This is a genomic window from Brakhagea slesvicensis, from assembly GCF_052161625.1.
GTDB lineage: Bacteria > Planctomycetota > Planctomycetia > Pirellulales > Pirellulaceae > JBKCUI01.
In genome coordinates this window covers 5141701-5163261 of sequence record NZ_CP197412.1, presented here as the reverse complement: position 1 = coordinate 5163261, position 21561 = coordinate 5141701, and the positions used below count along the sequence as shown (strand labels likewise).

Sequence of the window (21561 nt, the reverse complement as noted above, 5' to 3'; positions counted from 1 at the left end):
GCGGTCGAAAAAGGAAAATCGGCACGCTCTGCCACGCGCCTGCTATGGCGATTGTCTTGCGCGGCCCAGCGGTTGCGATTGCATTTGTAAGAGAGCGAACCGAAATTCGCCAAGGATCATCGCAGTCGCTCCCCAAACAAAATGTTGCGCCACCCAAAATCCAGGAGCGTTGAATGTCGAGTTCCCACGCTTCATCACCCCCACTTTGATAGCATCGTGCACCAAGAGCTGTTCGAGGGGGAGAAACAGCAACTCCGCCACTTCTTCCGCGTTGGGCTCAAAAGGGGTCGGTTCTTGGCAAACGCTGAGCACCGGCGTCACCACATGCCGACTTGCATAAACGTACAGCGATTTCAATTGACCTACGGGTTGTAGAAAAGCGGTCGTGCAGCCGAGTTCTTCGCCGTATTCGCGGCAGGCCGTTTGCCAAACCGTCTCACCTTTTTCGGATCTTCCACCTGGCAAGGAGACTTGCCCTGCGTGATCGAGCATTTGGGGCGGCCGAAGGGTCAGCGGAATCGACCACCCTCCTTGACCGTTCGGATAGAGAGTAAGCATGACGGCTGCGGGATGTGCCAGACGTGGCGGTGGGCCTCGATGTCTCCCGTAGGCATACTGCGGTGCCAGCATTCGATAGGGATCGAACTCATCCTGCACTCTCGTCGCGAACGCACGCCAAGTCGGTTCTGCAATCGGCGGCTCGCCGAGAAACCGACGCAAATCCTCAGGCAATGTACCAGCGAGCATCATGAAGTCTGTTCAAAGCTATCGTTCAAGAATTTTCGAACCCTGCATCTTAAGCCAATTTCCCCGGGGTTGCGATGCTGAAAATGGGAATTCGGTGGAACTCCCGGGGATGCAGGTGAGAACCGGAATTTCGCCTTGTCAAACCAAGCCTGCATCGGGCAAACTACTGGACTTGCTCAGAGCTCACTTAAACGGACGGAACGACATCGAATGACGAACTTGGCACAACTGGACCCTCCCAAGGCGACCGGATTGATTGTCCATATACTCCAAGCGATTGCACAGCTCGAGAGAAAGATCCGCCCACAGCAATTGCTGATGGCCCGATATTACTCTTCCAACGACCTTCCTCGTCTCAAGCGTGCAGAGTCGACGCTCCAGTGGGATTTCGAGCTGCAAGGCGTCTCGCCCGTTCGCGGTCAGTACAACACCAGCATCCTGTTTGATCTCGATACCCGCCACCTAAGCGCTTCGGTCGACGATCCGAGTGTTCGCGTTGTGCGTCAACTCAGCGCTCAATGCTCTTGCACCGAAGAGATCAAGCCTTGTGTCCACCAGATCTTCTGCTTGCACTTTCTGCGCCGAAACTTGAGTCAAAAGTCGACCGATGATGCGATGCAATGGATGGAGAGTTGCATCACCGACGGACGACACGCAGGTAAAAAGTTTGTCGAGTCGCTGGACTACTTGAAGATCCCTGAACTGGAACCGAGCGACGAGGAGCCGCAGGAACGCGAAAGATTGACTCGCGTTCAATGGAGAGTCGCGTTCACCCAGCATTCCGTTCGAATCAATCCCTATTTGCAAACGATGCGAAAGCGGGGCGGATGGAATAAAGGGCGGCTTGTTCGCGAATCCCTGGATACCGTCGACGAAACTACGTTGAGCCATGCGTCGGATCGAACGCTGGTGCTCCTCTTGCAAGCTGCCGAGGAATCCTACCGAGGCCAAACCCCACGTATGATTCGCGAGTGCTTTAAGCTGCTCTACGATCATCCCAACGTGACGCTCGACGATGAAAATCAAACACCCATCCGAATTCGAGAATGCCCACTCGAAGTACGTGTCGAAGAAGAATCGGAAACGTATCGCCCGAGTGTTTTCCAAGGGGACTATCAAATTGTCTCCACACAAGAAGCAGCGAATTGCTCGATCGGTAGCATCAATAACAACGAATCGGTCATGTTCCGATTGGATCGCGATCAACGCTGCATTTTGGTCAGCACCCTGGACCAAAAGATGAAGCGACTGATCGACGATCTGCAAATGGCAGAACGTCGAGAAGCGGTTTTCGATCAAGAAACCGCAGAGCGATTCGCGGATCTCGTCGCCGCGGCTGCAAATCCCCTTCAAGTGCAGATCAACTTGCCGGAGCGATTGGCCGGTCCCGAACAACCGCTTGAACCGAACATCGAGTTGCACCTTTCTCCCTTTAGCAAAGAAAGCTTGATGGTCTCTCTCCGCGTGGCTTGCGATTTGGTCCGCGAAGCACCGGTCCCTGGAATGGAACCGGATCGACTGCGTGTCGCCACCGCAGCAGGACGATTTCAATTGCTTCGCGCCCTGGAAGAGGAAGCGATGCGAGCCGATGAAGTCGCAGGGGTGCTCGAGCTTGGTCGGCTTTCCTACGAAAGCCCCTACACCTGGATCGCCGAAACACCGGACGAAGCCTTGGACTTGATCCAACGCATCCAGCAGCTTGGGGAAGACGCACCGACCGTCTGCTGGCCTAAGAGCCAACCGATGCGGATTATCGGCGAGATCACACCGCAGCGGCTGCAAGTCCGTCTGACGAGCCAACGAGACTGGTTCGGAGTCGAAGGGGTCGCACAACTCGAGGGCCTCGAAATTCCCCTCGCGGAACTTCTTGCAGCTCTTCGCGGTGGCAGAAGATTCGTTCCCTTGGGGGATGGCCAATTCGCCATGATCTCGGAACAACTGCGCCAACGTTTGAACAGCATCCAAGACGTTTCGAGCACAGAATCTGGACAGATTCGCGTTTCCCGCGCCGCGACCGCAGTCATCGAGGAAGCGCTGGGCACGGATATCACCTACGAGGCGGACTCGTCCTGGCGCGATGCACTGGATCGCCTGCGAACCGCCAAAACACTGCAACCAAAGGTTCCAGCGAACTTGAACGCAGACTTGCGCGAGTACCAAAAGGCTGGCTACAGCTGGCTTGCTCGACTTGCCCACTGGGGAATCGGCGGTTGTCTGGCGGACGACATGGGTCTCGGAAAAACCGTTCAAACCCTCGGCGTGCTGCTCGATCGGGCAAACAAAGGTGCCGCGTTGATCATCGCCCCCACCAGCGTCGGTTCGAACTGGCAACGAGAGGCAGAACGATTTGCTCCCTCGCTCAAACCAAAACTGTATCGCGAACATGATCGCCAAACCTTGATCGATAGCGCAGGTGCAGGGGATCTGATCATCACCAGCTATCAGTTGCTCCAACGAGACGTCGACCGATTCACCGCGCGATCTTGGTATACGCTCGTGCTGGACGAAGCGCAATTCATCAAGAACTTCCAAACGAAAACGGCGCAGGCCGTTCGCCAGCTCGACGCCGACTGGCGAATCGCTCTCTCGGGTACCCCGCTCGAAAACCACCTGGGGGAATTGTGGAGCTTGATGCGAACCGTGAGCCCGGGTCTGCTCGGGTCCTGGGATCGCTTCCGAAAGAATTTCGCAGAACCAATCGAACGACAGGGCAATCGCGATCGCCTGCAAGCTCTCGGGCGCGTGGTTCGTCCCTTCATCTTACGGCGTACCAAAAAGGAAGTTTTGTCGGAACTGCCGGAACGAACCGAAGTCGTTCGATTCGCCGAGCTCTCGACAGAAGAGCGAAAGAAATACGACGCAGCACGCTTGGCAGCGATCAATGAACTCACGCAACCCGAAGGAGAAGATAGCGACTCCCAAATGCGCATTCGCGTTCTCGCTTGGTTGACGCGACTGCGACAACTTTCTTGCCACCCGGCACTGGTGGACAAGCGATGGACGGAATCGTCTGCTAAGCTCGATCTCTTCATGGAAATCGTCGAAGAACTTCGCGAAGGTGAGCATCGCGCATTGGTCTTCAGCCAATTCGTGCAGCACCTGTCTCTGCTACGGGAAGCGTTGGACAAGACTGGCGTCACCTACCAATACCTAGATGGATCGACTCCTGCTGCGAAGCGACAAGAAGCCGTTGATCGTTTCCAAGCGGGCGAAGGGGACCTCTTCTTGATCTCCCTCAAAGCAGGGGGAACCGGTCTTAACTTGACCGCTGCCGACTATGTCATCCACATGGATCCATGGTGGAACCCGGCCGTCGAAGATCAAGCCACCGACCGAGCCCACCGAATCGGACAACAACGGGCCGTAACAGTCTACCGGCTCGTCGCCAAGGACACGATCGAACAACAGATTCTCGCCCTCCACGCCGACAAACGAGAACTGATCAGCGGCGTTCTCGATGGCGCGGATCGCGCCGGTCGTATGTCGACCGACGAACTCGTTTCCTTGATCCGACTCAGCCAAGTGGAATCGATCTAATGTGCCAAGTGGAGTCGGTCCAAGCTGTCTCCGTCTTAACTGTCTCCGTCTAGCACTCGTTAGACTCTTGAGACAGTCCGAATCAACGTAGCGCCGATCGACCAAGCGATTGGCGCTGCGAGTTCACCCGTTCGAGCGCGGGCCGGGATTTGCGAAGGAGCTTGATGATTTGCGACGTCGTCGTGCTCAGCTCCTCGGCCGCAGGTGGAATCTCCCACTGGTGATACGCTAACCGATTCAGCACCTCAGTAAGAACCATGGGCCACTCCCAATTCCCCTCCGAGATGTTGATTCGGCCGAGTCCATCGGTGTAACGGTTGGTTACGAGCCTCCCTTCCTCGGTCGGCTCTGTCCGGATGTGAACCGCGAGTTGCTCTCGGAGCCGGTGCACTGCTACGTCGCGGTTCTCTTTCTGACTGCGACGCTCCGATGCTTGCCCGCGACAGCCCGACGGTAGGTGTATCCACTCCACGGCGGTTTCCACCTTGTTTCGATTCTGTCCCCCAGGCCCCGATGCGCGCAGATGTGTCAGTTTGCACTGCTCGAGCAAAACGGATTCAGTTTGGAAGACCGGGTGCACACGACGCCTCGTTGGGACCGGCTCGACGAACCGATGGAACTTGAGAGAACGGACCACGAAAACCGCATCATCGATACGACCGCTCCATCCGTCAATCTCTGCCCACGCGATTCCTCTTTCGCACTCCGATCGCTTGCTCCTCGGACGTTTGGGAGCTATATCCCCAAGGCTCGATGGGAGGGGATGTTCTCCGACCAAGTCGGCCTCGCATCGGAGAAGTCATGGTTGTCATCGTTGGATGTCTTGTTGTTTGCGGATGTGTTCTCGGCGGCTTTATGTGGGCCGGCGGGCATATCGAAGCATTGATCCACCCCTCCGAAGTGTTGACCATCGGTGGCGCATCGATGGGGGCTCTCATCGTGATGTCCTCTCCCGCGGTACTAAAGGGACTTGTGAAAGGCATCATCCAAGCCCTCAAAGGGTCCCCCTACAGTAAAAGATCCTACGAGGAAACCTTTTCAGCGCTCTACGAGCTGTTCCGAATTGCTCGACGCGATGGATTGCTAGCCCTCGAAGGCCATATTGCCGACCCGCACAAAAGCGCTGTCTTCGCCAAATATCCCAAACTCGCAGCGGATCACCATGCGACCGACTTCATCAAAGGCGCCTTCGGTCCGGTTATCGACGGATCGGTTCGCCCAGAAGATGTCGGGAACCTCATGGATATTGAACTGAAAGCGATGGAAGAAGAACATCACCTCCCCATCGGTGTTCTCTCGAAAACGGCGGACGGTCTTCCCGGCTTCGGAATCGTCGCTGCCGTTCTCGGAATTGTGATCACGATGGGACACATCGATGGCCCTCCGGCTGAAATCGGTCACAAGGTGGGTGCTGCACTCGTCGGTACCTTCTTAGGTATTCTCGCTTCTTACGGCTTCTTCGCTCCACTCGCGGGAAAGATGGAGTTGATCGGTCACGAGGAAGGAGCTTACTTCCGAACCATCGCCTGCGTCCTGCAAGGGTTCTTCAATGGCATGCAGCCAAAGATGGCCATCGAAACGGGCCGCCGAGGACTCAGCCAAGACCTGAGACCTTCGCCAGAAGAAATGGAAGCTCTCTTCAAAGCTGTTGACTCGGGAGGTTCCTAAACATGGCGGGTAAAGGTGGTGGTGCATGGAAAGTCGCCTACGCGGACTTCGTAACCGCGATGATGGCCTTCTTCATGGTGATGTGGTTGACGTCGCAGAGCTCGGATGTGAAAGAGGCAGTCGCTGAACACTTTCGCAACCCCAGCGGAAAACGAATGACCGGCAGCGACGCGAAGTCCCTTGTCAACTCGTCCGCTGTCGGCAACGGCAGTCGCAGAACAGTCAAATCGCGGGGCTCCAAAAAGACCGAGGAAGAGGCCAAGCATCGCGAGATGAGCGACGAAGGGGAACGCTCCAACGTAGGCAAGATCATTCGATTTGAACTCAACTCCATCGAACTCTCCGAAGACGGTAAGAAGGAATTGGTTCAATTGCTCCCCGAACTCGAAGGGAAACAGCACCGAATCGATGTCCGTGGCCACGCAGCCAACAATGGCGGAAACCCAGCCCAATCGGCTCTCGACGCTTGGACCATTTCGTTCCGCCGAGCGATGATCGTTTCGCAGTTCTTGATCGATGAAGGAATCGACCCTCGCCGCATTCGAGTCAGTGCCGCCGGTCACTCCGAACCCCGTTTCAAAGGGGATGAAGTAGACCCCGAACTCGATTCTCGCGTCGAGGTCTTCGTCCTCACCGAGATCTTCGAAGCCCCTTCCTCCCAAACCGAACGCCTGATAAACAATCGAAGCTTGGATGCGGAAGCGATTCGCTTAGACGAAGAAGAAAAAGCGCAAGCTGCTGCCGAAGCGAAGCCCTCGGGAGGCCATTGATTCGATGGAGGGGACTCGATTCCTATTCATTATTCCGATGCACCCTCGCCAAACGCGGGTTTGGTAAGGGTCCGCTCGATCGAGTACCATAGAGGGTTCCACGTCGTCCCCCTCCAGGTACTCCACTCCAATGCAATCCCTCTGCCGACTCTGCGTGCACGCCATCCTCGGTGGCTTGTGCGCCCTCGCGTGCGCCTGCAACCTCTCGTCAGCTTTCGGGCAACTTCGCTTCAACGATGACATTCGACCGATCCTCTCCGACAAGTGCTATTTCTGCCACGGACCGGATGCCGCAAAACGAGAAGCCGACTTGCGACTGGACGCTCGCGACGAGGCGACAGCGTCCGGGGCCATTGTTCCGAACCACGCCGATCAAAGCGAGATCATCAGGCGGATACTCTCTACGGACCCAGATTCCCAAATGCCTCCGCCTAGCTCCAAGCTGGGGCGGTTGTCGGACTCCGATGTCTCCAAACTGAAACAGTGGATCGACGAAGGGGCCGAATACGAAAAGCACTGGTCCTTTCTAACTCTTCCCTATGAGACTCTATCGCGAGCCGCCAATGAAAACCCGATCGATCCATTCGTCGAGGCGAAACTGAAGAGCCGTGGATGGAACTTGCAACCTCGCGCCGACGTGCGCACTTTAGCGCGACGAATCGCGTTGGACCTCACCGGATTGCCCCCTCGCGAAGACCAGGTACTGCATCTTGAACAGCATGATGCACCGGAGCACTGGAGCGATTTTATAGATGAGCTTCTAGCCACACCTCAGTACGCGGAACGGATGGCGGTCGATTGGCTCGATATCTCACGCTATGCGGACAGCTACGGATTTCAAGTCGACAGGGAGCGAGCGGTGTGGCAATGGAGAGATTGGGTCGTGCGATCCTTTCACGAGAACAAACCCTTTGATCAATTTATCGTCGAGCAGATCGCTGGCGATCTGTTGCCCAATCCAACTTCCGATCAAATCCTGGCGACTGCGTTCAATCGGCTTCATCAACAGGAAAGCGAAGGGGGAAGTGTCGAAGAAGAATACCGCGTCGAGTACGTTTGCGATCGCGTACAAACCTACGCCACTGCTTTTCTGGGGCTAACCTTCGAATGCGCCCGCTGCCACGATCACAAGTTCGATCCAATCTCGCAAAAGGAGTACTACCAGTTCTTTTCCATGTTCCAGAACATCGACGAAGCAGGGCTTTACTCCTACTTCACCGAATCTCCTCCTACCCCAACGCTCGGTTTGCTCACCTCCGAACAACAGCAGCAGTTGTCCCAAGAGGAAGAGAACGTTCGGAAACTGGAATCCGAGGCAAAGGAATTGCTTACGAAGGAACTCGTAGGTCTTACAAACCAGGAGTCCTACCGTGATTGGCTGTCAAAAAGGAAGGATGCCCTTCTCGAATCCTCGATGGTCGGTAAGGAAACGAAAGAGTTGCATTGGGACGCAATTCAGAACTTCCGCATGGCTGCGGGCGTCAGACCTCCCACTCTCGCATTGAGCATGGACGAAGTGAAGGATCGCAAAATTGCGAGCCTCCTACCAGATGGTCCCGCGGCAACAGTCGAAGGTGAAAATCGTGCGGTTCCCGGTCGCTTTGGAAACGCGATCGAGTTCACCGGCGACGATCCTGTAAAAACGAACATGGGGAATTTCCAACGTCATGAGCCTTTTAGCGTTTCCCTTTGGCTGTTCGTTCCAGATCATCGGGATCGTAATGTCGTCTTCCACCGCTCAAGAGCTTGGACCGATGCTGCAAGCCGTGGATACGAATTGCTTGTCGAAGAGGGCAAACTGAAGTGGAGTCTCATTCATTTTTGGCCGGGAAATGCCATTTCTATCCGGAGCAAAGCGCCATTGCGAACGTCGACGTGGTCCCACGTGGTTGTCACCTACGACGGTAGCAGCCGAGCGCAGGGACTTGCCATCTACGTCGATGGAGTGCGTTGCGAGTCGGAGGTGATCAAGGATTCTTTAACAAAGAATATTACCGGAGGTGGATACGATTCCATCGACTTGGGGGAACGATTCCGCGACCGAGGCTTGCGTGGTGGTAGGATCGACCAATTCGAAGTTTTCTCACACGAGTTAACAGCCTTCGAGGTGGAGTTTCTGTTCCCTCCCGGAGTGCACCGTTCCGATTCGAAAGCGGTCGAACCAGACTTGGACAAGACCGCGCTGGAGCATTATGCAGTGACGCACTCATCGACCCTGCAGTCGTCGCGCGACCGATTGAGCGAAGCGCGGAAAAGTCAATTCGCCAAGCAAGATAGCGTAGGAGAGATCATGGTCATGCGGGAATTGCCGCAACCAAAACCCGCGTTCGTCTTGGTGCGGGGTGAATACAATCGACCGGGGGACGAAATCGGGGCAGGCACCCCGTCCGCGCTCCACGCATTTCCGCCCGACGCTCCTTTGAATCGATTGGGATTGGCTCGTTGGACGGTGGCCCGCGACAACCCTCTCACCGCGCGCGTTCTCGTCAATCGGGTCTGGCAAAGCCTCTTTGGTTTTGGGTTGGTGAAGACCTCGGAGGATTTCGGTAGCCAAGGCTCGCGGCCCATGCACCCCGAAGTGCTCGATGCGTTGGCAGTTCGATTCATGAACTCGGGATGGAACATGAAGGATCTTGTAAAAGCGATCGTGCTGAGCAGGACCTATCAACAAAGGAGCGTGTCGACGCTGGAGCAAATGGCGGAGGATCCAGACAACGAATGGCTAGCTCGCGGCCCTCGATTTCGATTGCCGGCAGAGATGATCCGAGACCAAACCCTTGCGGCGGCAGGTCTTCTCGATCTGACCGTAGGAGGACCACCTGTGGTCCCCTATGAAATGAGCGAATCGTTCAAACCGGCCAAGGCCAGCGATGGGAGCGGAGTGCACCGACGCAGTCTGTACACGCAGTGGAGGCGAACCGGACCACCTCCCGCCATGATCGCGTTCGATGCACCGCGGCGCGCAGTCTGCGTCGCCAAGCGGGAGCGGACCGATTCCCCGCTGCAATCCCTGGTACTCCTCAACGGAGTTCAATATGTCGAAGCGGCCCGTGCAATGGCGATTGCGATCCTTAAGGAAGCACCGGAAGACCCAGCCGTCTGGGTGGATCGAGCGTTTCGGAGAACTCTCTCGCGACCTCCGACCGAGGAGGAGGTCGCCATCGGGCGAAAGATGATCGACGAGCAAAGGGCTTACTTCCTGACCAATGCCGGCGCTGCGGACGCGTTCCTTAAAATCGGCCGGGTAAGCGTTCCTGACGGAATGGATGGGAATACCCTTGCCGCGGCCACGATCCTTTGCCAAACCCTATTGAATCATGATGCCTGCGTCGTGAAACGATAGAATACTATGCAGTCCATTTATTTCCTTTTCGTTTTTCGCATCACATACGAGGCCAAGATGTTTCAATCCCTAACTCGATTCATGGCAATCATCGCTGCATTGGCAGCCTCTCCTTGGTGCAGTGCCCGCGAATGGAAAGACTCGACCGGATTGGTAAAAATTCAGGGAACGCTGCTCGCTGCTGACGAACATGAAGTGGTGATCAAGCTCGATCAGAAGCGAAAGGAGCACGAGCTCCTCGCGGTTCCGCTCGATAATTTGTCCAAAGAGGACCTTGAATACCTAAAGTCCCAAGAGGTCTCGGATCAGCTTGCATCCGAAGGGCAAAAGCAAGTTTGGGAGCTGGCCAATGGGATGAAGGTCTATGGCAGGCTAGTCCGATTTGTCGAGAAAGACGTCTCGATCCAACGCCGAAGGGGACGGGTGTATGTGAACGATCGCCCCCTCGAAAACTTGCCCGAGGTCTATCAAAAAATGCTCCCTTCGATTGTCGCACACTTCGAGAAGACCAAGATCGTCGATCACATCGCATTCGATCGATGGGTCGCTGCCCAAAAATCGAACGTACGCACCTTCCACTGCGAAGGGGTGATGGTCGAGTTCCCCAATGGGGATGAATACGCGTTGCCGCTGTTCTTTTTGTCACCGAGCGCTGCCAAAGTTTTGAAACCCTCCTATGAGCAATGGCAATCCGAGCGACAACAGGGGCGAGCCGAGGAGCAAGCTGCAGAAGCCGATCGACAAAACGATCTCTATCTTCAGTCGCAAGCGATGGCAATGCAGCAACAACAGCAAGAGATGATGAAGATTGCGAAACTGCAATTGCTCATGAACTCGGTCGCCGCAGGGGTAACGGACATGTGGGAGGTTTATCTCTATCCCCCCAACGGAATGTTTGGCTATCCCATTTCGGTTGTCGTTCCGGCCCGCAACAGCGCCGACGCTTCCGCGATGGCGTTGCAACGAAATCCCGGTTTTGTCCTGGGCCCCGTTCGCAAAATCGCCGGCTACTAATCTATCGCCGGCCAATAATTTCGAGCCGGCTGCCAACTTTCGCACCGGCAACTGGGCCCGCGCAGGCAACTGGTCCCGAGCAATGGCTTGTTATCACATCCCCCAAGCAAACGGATCCTCTGGATCGACCAGGACCCGGAGGTCCCCATTCACGAACGCTTGCCCTCGGACAGTGGGGATGATCTTTCCGCATTCGCTATCGTACCATTGGAAGGTGCCTTCGAAGCGAGTGCCGAGAACTCCTTCCTGGATCCAACGTTGACCGACAAGAAGTTCCCCATCGGCGGCGAGGCAAGCCAATTTGGCGCTGGTACCTGTTCCACAGGGAGACCGATCGTACATCGCGCCGGGGCATAGGACAAAGTTGCGAGCGTTCGAAGTTGGATGGCGTGGGGGGCCCACAAGCTCGACGTGGTCCACTTCCGGGAACGGTTCGCGGCAAGCCTGCATAAGTTCTTGGGCGAGAGTCATCAGTTCGGAAACAGGGGTCTCCAGATTCTTCATCGCGTCGGGTTTGGCTAAACAAAACCAATTCCCACCATAGGCGATATCGCAGGGGATTGTCCCGAAGGATTTGGTAGCGATGGGAGCGTCCTTGGCAACCCGGTAGCTTGGGACATTTTGGATGCGAACCGAATGATCTGGGAGCAGCTCCGCCTTGACGAGCCCCGCCACGGTTTCGATCGTTTGAATTCCCGGTTCGATCCGGCCGAGAAATCGCAAGGTCTCGATGACACCGATCATCCCATGTCCGCACATACCGAGGTAGCCGACATTGTTGAAGAACACGACGGCAGCGGTATGGTCAGGATGGATGGGGGGTAGGAGATGGGCCCCGACCATGACTTCGGATCCACGCGGTTCGCGAACGATCGCCCGGCGCAGGTGGTCGAAATCGGAGCGAAGGATAGCCAGACGCTCGTCCATCGTCGATGCGGGCAAGTGGAGTTCGCAATCGACGATCGTACGCGTCGGCTCACCCGCAGTATGGGAATCGATGACACGGAATCCTTGGTTCGACATCAACAATCGACCTTTTTGGCGGTGAGGGAAGACAGGTTCGAAGGGCCCTTCAGGCGAAACGGATGATACCTATTTTGCGGCAAGTCAGAATTGGAAACTGGAACTTTTTTCGAGTAGCGAATCGACACCCTTGGCAACTAGCAGGGTAGCCGTTACATTTCTGGGCACAGCGTCCAACGGTCCCTGGCAAATCAGCAAGCCCCCAGCCTGAGGAGTAGGGAATCGTTCGTCGCATGGAGAATGGCGATGTAGCTCAGTCGGTTAGAGCAACGGCTTCATAAGCCGTGTGTCGGTGGTTCGAGTCCACTCATCGCTACTTACGAAATCCCAAGCAATTCGTTGATAAAACGAAACCTTTCGGTTGCCGAGAGCATTCTTTCATCCTCAGCAGTTTTCAGTGGTTACTGAGAACCCCCGGCTGGAACGCGTGCCCCGGCCCTTTCTAGGCACCGCACCGGGCAAGGTGTGGTGCAAATGGATCCAGTCTATCTACGCGTTGATCCCACAGAGAATGCCGGAGGCATAGCAGATTATAGCCGGCGGTTCGTTCTTTTTGCTGATAGATCCAGCTGTGGGCCATATCTGCAACTTTCCTCAGCAACGGAAGCTCATCACGACAAAAGGAGGAGATGGATTCCCAGACCTTATCCATCTCACTGCTACCATTTGAATTCGTGGTGAATCAACCGCGGAGGGCGCGGAGGATCGCGGAGTAGATACTCGCCTCCTCTCTCGTTCGGTTCTCTTCTTCGCGCCGTGGCGCCGTAGCGAGAAATTCTTCACTAGCCTGGATCCGAAGAGAGTGGCGCGCCACGGCGCCAAGCTCGCCAGGGATTGAGTTGGAAATCGGACGAGGATCGTTGGGGATGGAGAGTTTAGCCTTTTAGACTCGGCTGAAGTTCACCCCGTAGCGAGTCCCGGATTCGGTCTCGTTACGCCAAATGGCAGCCTTCTGCTTCGCGGTAAACTTTCTAGGTGGTTTGGTCATCGGAGTGGTTTGGACATCGGAATCCTCCTGGAATCAGGTTATGCTAGCCTAATCAGGGAGAGTTCCACCTTGGAGAGAGGCAAGACAAACTGCAAAAACGCAAGTCCGAAACCTATTCCACTCGTGCTAGTGCTTCTGCAACGACCTTGCCTTTGCCACCGAACTTAATTTTCAATTCACCTGGCGCAAGGTCATTTGGAAGTTTGATCTTGAACCGGATGTATCTTCCGTCATTTCCCTGCTTCGCACTCGGAAAGTGGGTCGAATTCACAATCAAACCTGCGCGCTCGAAGTAAACTACGCCACCATTGCCAAACACAGTGACTTTGTCGGGACTCAATCGGGCAGAGAACGTCAACTCGACGCCACGATCTAGAGGAATCACTTCCCCACTATCGAATGATCGACCATTGACAGACAGCTTTCCCATTGAAAGCACTGCCTTTACTGGTTTTGAAACTTCCCTTGAGCATCCTGTATGGAGAAGTAGGACGTATGCGAAACATAGTAGAAGGCAAAAACTCTTACATGACATCCAATACCCCATAATCTTCTCCAAACAGGCGTTCAAAAAACGAAAAGTTCTATGGAATAAGCCTAATTTGCGTCGTATCCTTCACTACCCCCCCAACGCGCAGCTCAACATTGCCTGCGATGAAGGAAAGGTTTTGCGGAATAGGCCAACCGCCCTGCGGTTCAGCGAGTGTAGCAGACCATGTGTTCGATTGCTTATTCCCACCAACGCTACTCATGATGGTTCCTGGTCCGTCCTTTACCAATAACACGAATGCAGAACCGCTCCCTGCTTCTCCGCTTGCTCCAACCTCTCCGTTGAAAGACATTACTCCTTCATCTAAGTTAGGAAACAAGATACACCATTCGTAAGAGGTCTCACCACCACCTCCCTCCTCTTCCTGGCCAATGCTGGCGGGAGAAACGAATGTGAACGTCAAACCACAAAGCAGTAGACCTCTAATCAAATTCCTTGGCATGAACTGTCTCCTAAAAGGAACAACTCTAACAATAATTAGCGAGTGCCTATGTCCCTCCAAACATTGGAGTCAATTGTACTCGCCTGATATTCAATATGCCCATCTGCGAAGAGCACATTAACGCCTTTTGAATGCAAACTGACGGGGGTGAAAAGCGATGACTGCACTAGATTTCCGTTCCCACAAGAACGATCGCATGGATTCAGAATGTGGTAATAGTTTGCAACTGCTAAGCCTAGCCACGTACTGCCATTATCGAGGTCGCTTTTTGTTAGAGTCGATAGATTAACGCATCTATTAATGATCTCATCACCTACCTGATCAACCCGACTAGATCTCGGCATCTTCCACACAGCCCCGATGTTTGAAGTGTTAGTCGATGGACAAGCTTCTGATACCAAAGCCGTTCTGGCAGAACCACGAGAGAAACTTCCCAGCTTTGGGAACTGACTTTTAGTTTCGTCACTTTCATCCATCCAAGGACCATTTCGAACAGAACCAAGGCTGGTACCTCGATTAAAAACATAGTCAGTCCTAGCACGGTCCTGAGCTTCCGTTGAAGGGCACCGATAAAGATCGATCTTCAATCCAACTAGAGAGCGATTGAAATCGATATACGCCAGATCGAAGTCAATTGTTGAGTATACGTCCCCTCTTTCGATGTACGGCAAAATGGCGACGAGTGGTCCACTTCCGTTTGGGAGAGCCAGTCTTGGAAATACTCGATGAGATTGGTGGTAGTTCTGGAGTGCTAGACCAATCTGCCTCAACCGATTGGTGCAATCAACCCGACGCATCGCCTCCCGCGTGTAGCTAATAGCTGGGAGCACGATCGTGAGAAGCAAACCCACAACCAGAATGGTTACAACGAGTTCGGTCAAGGTGAACGCCGAGCGTGTGCCTGTACAATGGCGAGAAACTTTTTGGGGCATGACTCATTCCCAAGGGAAATTCAGGGATCATGAGAGGAGCGTTGAGGTTAGGCGTTTCTAGGGTGCAAGTCAAGAAATCCATAGAAATTTTCTCACCAGGACTTTGCGATTGCGTTCCTTGCAGATGGAGGCATTTCGCTGACTTCGAAGTACTACGAACCTTGTTAGCGACTTGTTACAACTGCCTATGCTTACGCATTCGCTCCCAGGGCATCTATCGAAGAGGTGTTTCTGAACAATGGGTTCAAGCAGCAGCATTTGCATCTTCTTGCCCCCGTCTTCTTGCCAATGGATCAAGTCTCTCCTGTCGATGATCGCACAAAGAATGCCGAAGGCATAGCAAGCTTGTAGCCGGCGGTTGAGCGCGAGCGACACCGCCGGTTTGTTCTTTTTGCTGATAGATCCAGCTGTGGGCCATATCTGCAACTTTCCTGAGCAACGGAAGCTCATCGCGACAAAAGGAGGAGCTGGATTCCCAGACCTTATCCATCTTACTGCTACTATTTGAATCCGTGGTGAATCAACCGCGGAGGGCGCGGAGTAGATACCGAGTCGTTAGTGACAATGTTTTCCTTCCAACGCGTTGGCTGAATGCTCGCCTCCCTCTTGCTTGCGGTTCTCTTCTTCGCGCCGCGGCGCCGTAGCGAGAAACTCTTCACTGGCCTGGATCCGAAGAGAGTGGCGCGCCACGGCGCCAAGCTCGCCAGGGATTGAGTTGGAAATCGGACGAGGAGCTTTGGGGATGGAGAGTGTGGCTTGATCGAATCCGATTCAGAACTTTATCATTGCCTCCCTCTCACCAGGTCTTATCGCGACTCTATCCTTTTATCTTTTTGATGTCCCTTGGTCTTCCCTCCGCGCCCCTCCGCGTTCTCCGCGGTGAACTCTTCTTACGCAGATTGGTGATGCCGTCCGACTAGAGCTTATGAATCTTATCGCTACTATTTGAATTCCGTGGTGAATCAACCGCGGAGGGCGCGGAGGAGCGCGGAGTGGACAACGACGCACTTGACAATGTTATCCTTCCAACGCGTTGGCTGAATGCTCGCCTCCTCTCGCATTCGGTTCTCTTCTTCGCGCCGTGGCGCCGTAGCGAGAAATTCTTAACTGGCCTGGATCCGAAGAGAGTGGCGCGCCACGGCGCCAAGCTCGCAAGGGATTGAGTTTGAACTCTGAGGAGGATCGTCGGGGATAGAGAGTTTAGCCTTTTAGATTCGGCGGAAGTTCACCCCATAATGAGCCCCAGATTCGGTCTCGTTATGCCAAATGGCTGCCTTCTGCTTCGAGGTAAACTTTCTATGTGGTTTGGTCATCGGAATCCTCCTGGAATCAGGTTATGTTAGCCTAATCAGAAAGTGTTCCACCTTCGAGAGAGGCAAGACAGTCAAGGTGCTGCTTGCTCTCGACGGCGAACTCAAAGTGCTTGCGGCTATCCGCGAAATCCTATGCCTCGAACGAATGTGGTTCAACACATTTCCGAGGCTGTCATGATCGATTCGCCGATGGGTATGTTTGGTGCCGTCTACTTTTATGGTGCGCCCCCAAACTGGCACTCTCTGGCAGCTTGCAGTCAGTAATCGATATAACCGATTCAGCTTATCGATGACAACGAGAAAGCTCAATCAAATTGGGGCCGTGTTCATCATCGATGCCCAACAAAGTGCAAGAGTCGTTCAAAGCGTTCATTACAACCTGTGGCGATCGCCCACCACGGACACTTCCCGTTGATTCATACGACTCGATCGCGTGATCACGCCGAGACCGATGAAGTGATTCTGTTGCATTAGGGCGTAGGTGGTCTTTTAATCCCCGGACGCGCAGGCCGTTATGAGAAAATTCATTCTCAGAATCTCTCTAATCTTGCTGTTCCTATTTGGAATAGGCGGACTAGCGATCCTTGCTGACTATTCTCACAGACCGAACGTAACGACGAACTCTGTCGATCGACAGTGGCCCCTTCCTGGCTTGCAACTTCCCGACGCGAATTCCGTCATCGCGATCTTCTATCACCCGCGATGCCCTTGCACGCGTGCGACCATACGCAATCTTGAGCGACTGGTGCCCCGCTTTACTTCGACCGCACACATTGTCGCTTTCGCGTTCCATCCCCACGATGAAGATCCTTCGTGGATTGAATCCGAGACAACTCAACGACTACGGGCAATTCCCAATTCCCAAATCGTCCCAGATGTGGATGGCAAGTTTGCGATTCAGTACGGTGCTACAACGTCAGGCCAAGTACTCCTCTTCGACGAGAGCGGAAGACTACGGTTTAACGGAGGAATCACTCCGTCACGTGGTCACGAAGGTTCGTGCAAAGGTACCGATAGCCTGATGCATCTAGTCAATGGAAACCGTGGACAATTTGTTGAGTGCCCCTCCTACGGCTGCTCCATAACATCACCGACCGAAGAGGACTAGCAGATGATTCCTTCGGGGAAACAACTAACAACGAACGAATTGTTTCAATCTCGGTACGATCGCGAGTGTCGACAAGTCCATCGATTCATGATGTGGATCATGATCGGGCAGTTCGTACTTGGAATAACCTTCGCAGCATTTTTGTCCCCGTTCACTTGGACGGGCGATGAACGCACGATTCATGTGCACGTCTGGGCGGCGTTGGCGATAGGTGCGTCGCTCTCGGGATTTGCAATGTTGTGGATGCAAGCCTACCCCCGGGAGCCGCATACTCGCCACGTGGTTGCCATCATACAGATGCTTTGGTCTGCATTGCTCATTCACTTATCTGGCGGTCGAATCGAGACACACTTTCACATCTTTGCTTCGTTGGCCATTCTGAGCATCTATCGCGACTGGAAGATCCTAATTAGCGCAACACTGGTCGTTGCCATCGACCATGCAGTTCGCGGAATCTTCTATCCATTATCAGTTTTTGGAGTTGTAACCGAAAGTCCATATCGTTGGATGGAACACGCGACTTGGGTACTTTTCGAAGTGGCCTTCCTCGCTCCAGGGTGTTTTCGCCTGCGAAGTGAGCTTTGGGAGTTATGCGTACGTCAGACCGAAATCGAAGAAGCGAAGCGTTCCGTCGATATCAAGGTGGAGCAACGAACAAGCGAGCTGACCGAAGCGAACCTGATGCTTGCCACTCAGACTGCAGAAACCGAGAAGCTGTCCCTCGTGGCTCGGTATACGGACAATGCTGTCATCATCTTAGATGCCGAGGCTCGAATCGAATGGGTCAACGAAGGATTCACTCGCATCAGCGGCTACACTTCTGCCGAAGTCCTTGGAAAGCGTCCATCCGATTTCCTTCATGGACCTGAAACCTCGGCAGGGACCATTCGCACGATGTGCGAGGCCATACAGCGTCAATCGGGTTTTAACGTTCAAACCGTAAACTATCGAAAAGATGGTCAAGCATATTGGGTAGACATCGAAGTCCGCCCCATCGTTGACACCAACGGACAGGTCTATCGATATATCGCTATCGAAGCCGACGCGACGGAACGGGTTCGCCATGAGAAAGAGAAATCGAAACTTAATCAGGAGTTACTGGATGCCTCACGCAAAGCCGGAATGGCGGAAATTGCAACGGGTGTCCTTCACAATGTCGGGAATGTTCTCAACAGTCTCAACGTGTCCGTGAATGTGATACGCAAACAGTTTTCGAAGAGCGCTTTAAGCAAACTTGAACAGGTTTCTGCGCTGATCGCGGAACATGAAGCAACCTTTGTCGACTATGTTCGCGACGATGCCACTGGACGCAAACTACCTGCCTATATACGGCGGGTTTCAGATGCCATGAGCAACGAGCGGAAAACGGTGGGGGATGAGCTTGAAGATTTGCTTCGAAATGTCGAGCACATCAAAGAGATCATCGCGGTCCAGCAATCGATGGCGAGCTCGACCGGATTGATTCAAGAGCTTGCAATCGGAAGCTTGATCGATGCTGCATTAACTGCTAACAAAGCTTCGCTATTCAACCACAAGATTACCATTGAAAAACGTGTAGATGCAGACGTACCTCCTATTCATTCCGACAAGCATCAGATACTTCAGATCTTGATCAACCTCATCAAGAACGCAAAAGATGCCCTTTGCGAGAACGAAACGGAAAGCCCCAAGATTCTTATCGAAGCGGTCCAATCGGCTGACTCGGTCGTGATTGCAGTCGAAGACAATGGCAAAGGCATTGAGTCCGACAAGCTGAACAGGATCTTTCAGCACGGCTTCACGACGAAATCGAATGGGCATGGATTTGGACTTCACAGCAGCGCCAACGCGGCTGCTCAATTGGGTGGAAACGTCTCCGTGATCAGTCGTGGGCTGGGTCACGGGGCAAGGTTCGAGCTAATGATTCCTATTAAGCACGCAACTCAAAAAGCCAGCACAACAAAGTAAGAATCGCAAATGTTAGCTACAAAGACATATTCGCATCGAGTTTTGATCGTCGACGACAATCCATCGATCCACGACGATTTCATGAAGGTATTCCGGGAACAACCGACGGAGATACCAGACCTCGAGGACTTCGATCTCGATGATCCGATGGGACTTGAAAACGGGGCAACGCCCAGCAGTTCTGCACTTCGATTTGCATCGGCGCATCAAGGCCACGAGGCACTTGAGCTGGTGCGCACCGCGTTAGAAGAAAGCGATCCATTCTCCCTGGCGTTTGTCGACATGCGGATGCCACCTGGAATGGACGGACTCGAAACCGTTGCCAAGCTATGGGAAATTGACCCCGATTTGCAAGTCGTTATTTGCACCGCCTATAGCGATCACTCTTGGGAAGATGCCATCCAGGTTCTTGGACGCACGCACAATCTTTTGATACTGAAGAAGCCGTTCGACGACGTGGAAGTCCTTCAAATGGCGGAAGCTTTGACCTGCAAATGGGCAGCGACTCGTGAGGCCGGTATCAAACAGTGGCAGTTGGAAGAGCTTGTAAGGGAACGCACCGCAGAACTCGAGCGAACGGCCTTACACGATGCATTGACGGGATTGGCGAATCGATTGAAGTTCAATGACCGATTGTCCGCGTCGCTGCGTTCTTGCCAAACGAACAACGAGTCGGTCGCTGTCATGATCATCGACTTGGACGAGTTCAAATACATCAATGACACGTTAGGGCACCCCGCAGGAGACGATTTAATTCGTGTCATTGGTCGACGACTTACTTCGGTGATCGGCACGCATGGTCTCGTTGCACGATACGGAGGGGACGAGTTTGCCGTCATCCTCGATTCCATGCCGAAGGAGCGATGCGTGGAGAGTTATGTGAATTCACTTCAAGAGGCGATCTGCGAACCGGTCTTCCTCGAGGGTAGTCCCTATCGGGTGAGTTCAAGCTTGGGTATCGCGATAGCACCGAGTGATGGAACGGACCCCGCAGAGTTGATTCGCAACGCAGACATCGCACTTTATCGTGCTAAAGGCGACGGCAGAGACTGCGCGCGATTCTTTGAGTCTGGAATGGACAAGCAATTGCATCAGCGTCGTCAATGGGAATTGATGCTCAGGGAGGCCGTTGAAAAGGAGCAGTTTCAACTGCATTATCAACCTTTGGTCTCACCCGATTTAACGCGGATCAATTCGTTTGAAGCTTTGCTTCGATGGCAGCACCCTGAATTAGGCCTCATTCCTCCAGATCGCTTCATTCCGTTGGCGGAGGAAACGAAGTTGATCACGCCTATTGGGGAATGGGTTTTTCGGCAAGCCTGTCGGGATGCAATGACTTGGCCCTCGGATACCGGCGTAGCAGTCAATGTTTCAGGCGTTCAATTTCAGAGTGGCCGGTTACCCGAGACAGTGGCAAGCATACTGTGTGAAACCGGCTTGGAACCGAATAGACTTGAAATCGAAATCACCGAATCGGTCCTTCTACTCGAAAAATCGAGTGCGGTCGATCAGCTTCGTTGCCTGCAAGAACTCGGCGTTCGTATAGCCCTAGATGATTTTGGAACTGGTTACTCCTCGCTCAGCTATTTGCAAACCTTCCCATTCAATAAACTGAAGATGGACAGGTCATTTGTTCAAAACCTCGACCGGGCCGACGCAATGGCGATCGTTCGTACCATTGCAAGTCTCGGGAAGAGCTTGGGGATATCGACGACCGCAGAAGGGATTGAGACGGAAGAACAATTGCAGCGTGTCGTCGAAGAAGGATTTACACAAATACAAGGATACTTCTACGGACGGCCAATCCCAGCCTCTCGTCTTTTAGAGACTTACTTCCAATCCCAATCGGGATTGAGCGAACCTGGATCCGTAACGATCTCGGCCACCTAATACCCTCCGATTGACTGCTGCGCGCAAGTAAACTTTCAGATTCACCTGTTGGCATATTCTTGCCCCCATTTTCTGTGGGCACCTCCGATCCGTTCTATTTCTCGCAAAGGCGCCATGGCGCAAGGTAGAGAAGGGAAGGCTCTGCGTATTCCGCGTAAGAGCCTCGTATTCGCCCCTCAACCTTTCGTCGCCTGTGGTCGGGGCATTGAGGCATTTTCGTCGCTTGGGGATACGCTGGGGCCAACATGTGTCTGGCTTAACCGAATGGCGACGAAAAGTTGGTGGCTCG

General features: G+C 53.8%; 14 protein-coding genes and 1 tRNA gene. 10 read left to right on the top strand and 5 right to left on the bottom strand.

Annotation, left to right across the window (positions count from 1 at the left end; translation table 11 throughout):
* Nucleotides 1–42: 42 nt before the first annotated feature.
* A complete protein-coding gene (locus SH467x_RS19715) occupies nt 43–750 on the bottom strand; it encodes an NUDIX hydrolase (RefSeq protein WP_482368801.1) in 708 nt (235 codons plus the stop codon).
* A 207-nt stretch (nt 751–957) separates the two neighbouring features.
* Here SH467x_RS19715 and SH467x_RS19710 point away from each other — a divergent pair, with 207 nt between their 5' ends.
* Entirely contained in the window at nt 958–4284 is a 3327-nt protein-coding gene (locus tag SH467x_RS19710; RefSeq protein ID WP_482368800.1) for a DEAD/DEAH box helicase, read from the top strand.
* 82 nt (nt 4285–4366) lie between these two features.
* Here the strand turns inward: SH467x_RS19710 and SH467x_RS19705 are convergent, their stop codons facing one another.
* Nucleotides 4367–4768 carry a peptide chain release factor family protein gene (locus tag SH467x_RS19705; RefSeq protein ID WP_482371402.1) on the bottom strand — a complete coding sequence of 134 codons (402 nt, stop codon included), beginning with the start codon at nt 4766–4768 and terminating at the stop codon, nt 4367–4369.
* Between the two features lie 39 nt (nt 4769–4807).
* Between SH467x_RS19705 and SH467x_RS19700 the strand changes: the two genes are divergently transcribed.
* From SH467x_RS19700 to SH467x_RS19680, 5 genes are all read left to right on the top strand, one after another.
* Nucleotides 4808–5170: a hypothetical protein gene (locus SH467x_RS19700; protein ID WP_482371415.1), complete on the top strand. Its 363-nt coding sequence runs from the start codon at nt 4808–4810 to the stop codon at nt 5168–5170.
* Nucleotides 5086–5952 (top strand): flagellar motor stator protein MotA, encoded by an 867-nt coding sequence (motA, locus tag SH467x_RS19695; RefSeq protein WP_482368799.1) that lies wholly within the window; start codon nt 5086–5088, stop codon nt 5950–5952. Before SH467x_RS19700 ends, motA begins: the two co-directional genes overlap by 85 nt.
* 2 nt (nt 5953–5954) lie before the next feature.
* Nucleotides 5955–6722: an OmpA/MotB family protein gene (locus SH467x_RS19690; RefSeq protein WP_482368798.1), complete on the top strand. Its 768-nt coding sequence runs from the start codon at nt 5955–5957 to the stop codon at nt 6720–6722.
* A 130-nt stretch (nt 6723–6852) separates the two neighbouring features.
* Nucleotides 6853–10065: a DUF1553 domain-containing protein gene (locus SH467x_RS19685; RefSeq protein ID WP_482368797.1), complete on the top strand. Its 3213-nt coding sequence runs from the start codon at nt 6853–6855 to the stop codon at nt 10063–10065.
* A 6-nt stretch (nt 10066–10071) separates the two neighbouring features.
* Nucleotides 10072–11079 carry an SHD1 domain-containing protein gene (locus SH467x_RS19680; RefSeq protein WP_482368796.1) on the top strand — a complete coding sequence of 336 codons (1008 nt, stop codon included), beginning with the start codon at nt 10072–10074 and terminating at the stop codon, nt 11077–11079.
* Nucleotides 11080–11172: 93 nt separating this feature from the next.
* Here SH467x_RS19680 and SH467x_RS19675 read toward each other — a convergent pair whose 3' ends face one another.
* Entirely contained in the window at nt 11173–12102 is a 930-nt protein-coding gene (locus SH467x_RS19675; RefSeq protein ID WP_482368795.1) for a proline racemase family protein, read from the bottom strand.
* Between the two features lie 242 nt (nt 12103–12344).
* Between SH467x_RS19675 and SH467x_RS19670 the strand changes: the two genes are divergently transcribed.
* Nucleotides 12345–12418: transfer RNA gene (locus SH467x_RS19670), tRNA-Met, on the top strand.
* 1256 nt (nt 12419–13674) lie between these two features.
* Here SH467x_RS19670 and SH467x_RS19665 read toward each other — a convergent pair.
* Together SH467x_RS19665 and SH467x_RS19660 are read right to left on the bottom strand one after the other, a co-directional pair.
* Complete coding sequence (locus SH467x_RS19665) at nt 13675–14082, bottom strand: hypothetical protein (RefSeq protein ID WP_482368794.1); 408 nt, start codon at nt 14080–14082, stop codon at nt 13675–13677.
* Between the two features lie 35 nt (nt 14083–14117).
* The gene (locus SH467x_RS19660; protein ID WP_482371401.1) at nt 14118–14879 is read right to left on the bottom strand and encodes a DUF1559 family PulG-like putative transporter; all 762 of its coding nucleotides are present in this window, start codon (nt 14877–14879) and stop codon (nt 14118–14120) included.
* A gap of 2248 nt (nt 14880–17127) precedes the next feature.
* Here SH467x_RS19660 and SH467x_RS19655 point away from each other — a divergent pair.
* From SH467x_RS19655 to SH467x_RS19645, 3 genes are all read left to right on the top strand, one after another.
* Entirely contained in the window at nt 17128–17349 is a 222-nt protein-coding gene (locus SH467x_RS19655) for a hypothetical protein (protein WP_482368793.1), read from the top strand.
* Nucleotides 17350–17438: 89 nt separating this feature from the next.
* The gene (locus SH467x_RS19650; RefSeq protein WP_482368792.1) at nt 17439–19382 is read left to right on the top strand and encodes a PAS domain-containing protein; all 1944 of its coding nucleotides are present in this window, start codon (nt 17439–17441) and stop codon (nt 19380–19382) included.
* 9 nt (nt 19383–19391) lie between these two features.
* Nucleotides 19392–21272, top strand: a complete 1881-nt coding sequence (locus tag SH467x_RS19645; protein ID WP_482368791.1) for a putative bifunctional diguanylate cyclase/phosphodiesterase — start codon at nt 19392–19394, stop codon at nt 21270–21272.
* Nucleotides 21273–21561 lie beyond the last annotated feature (289 nt).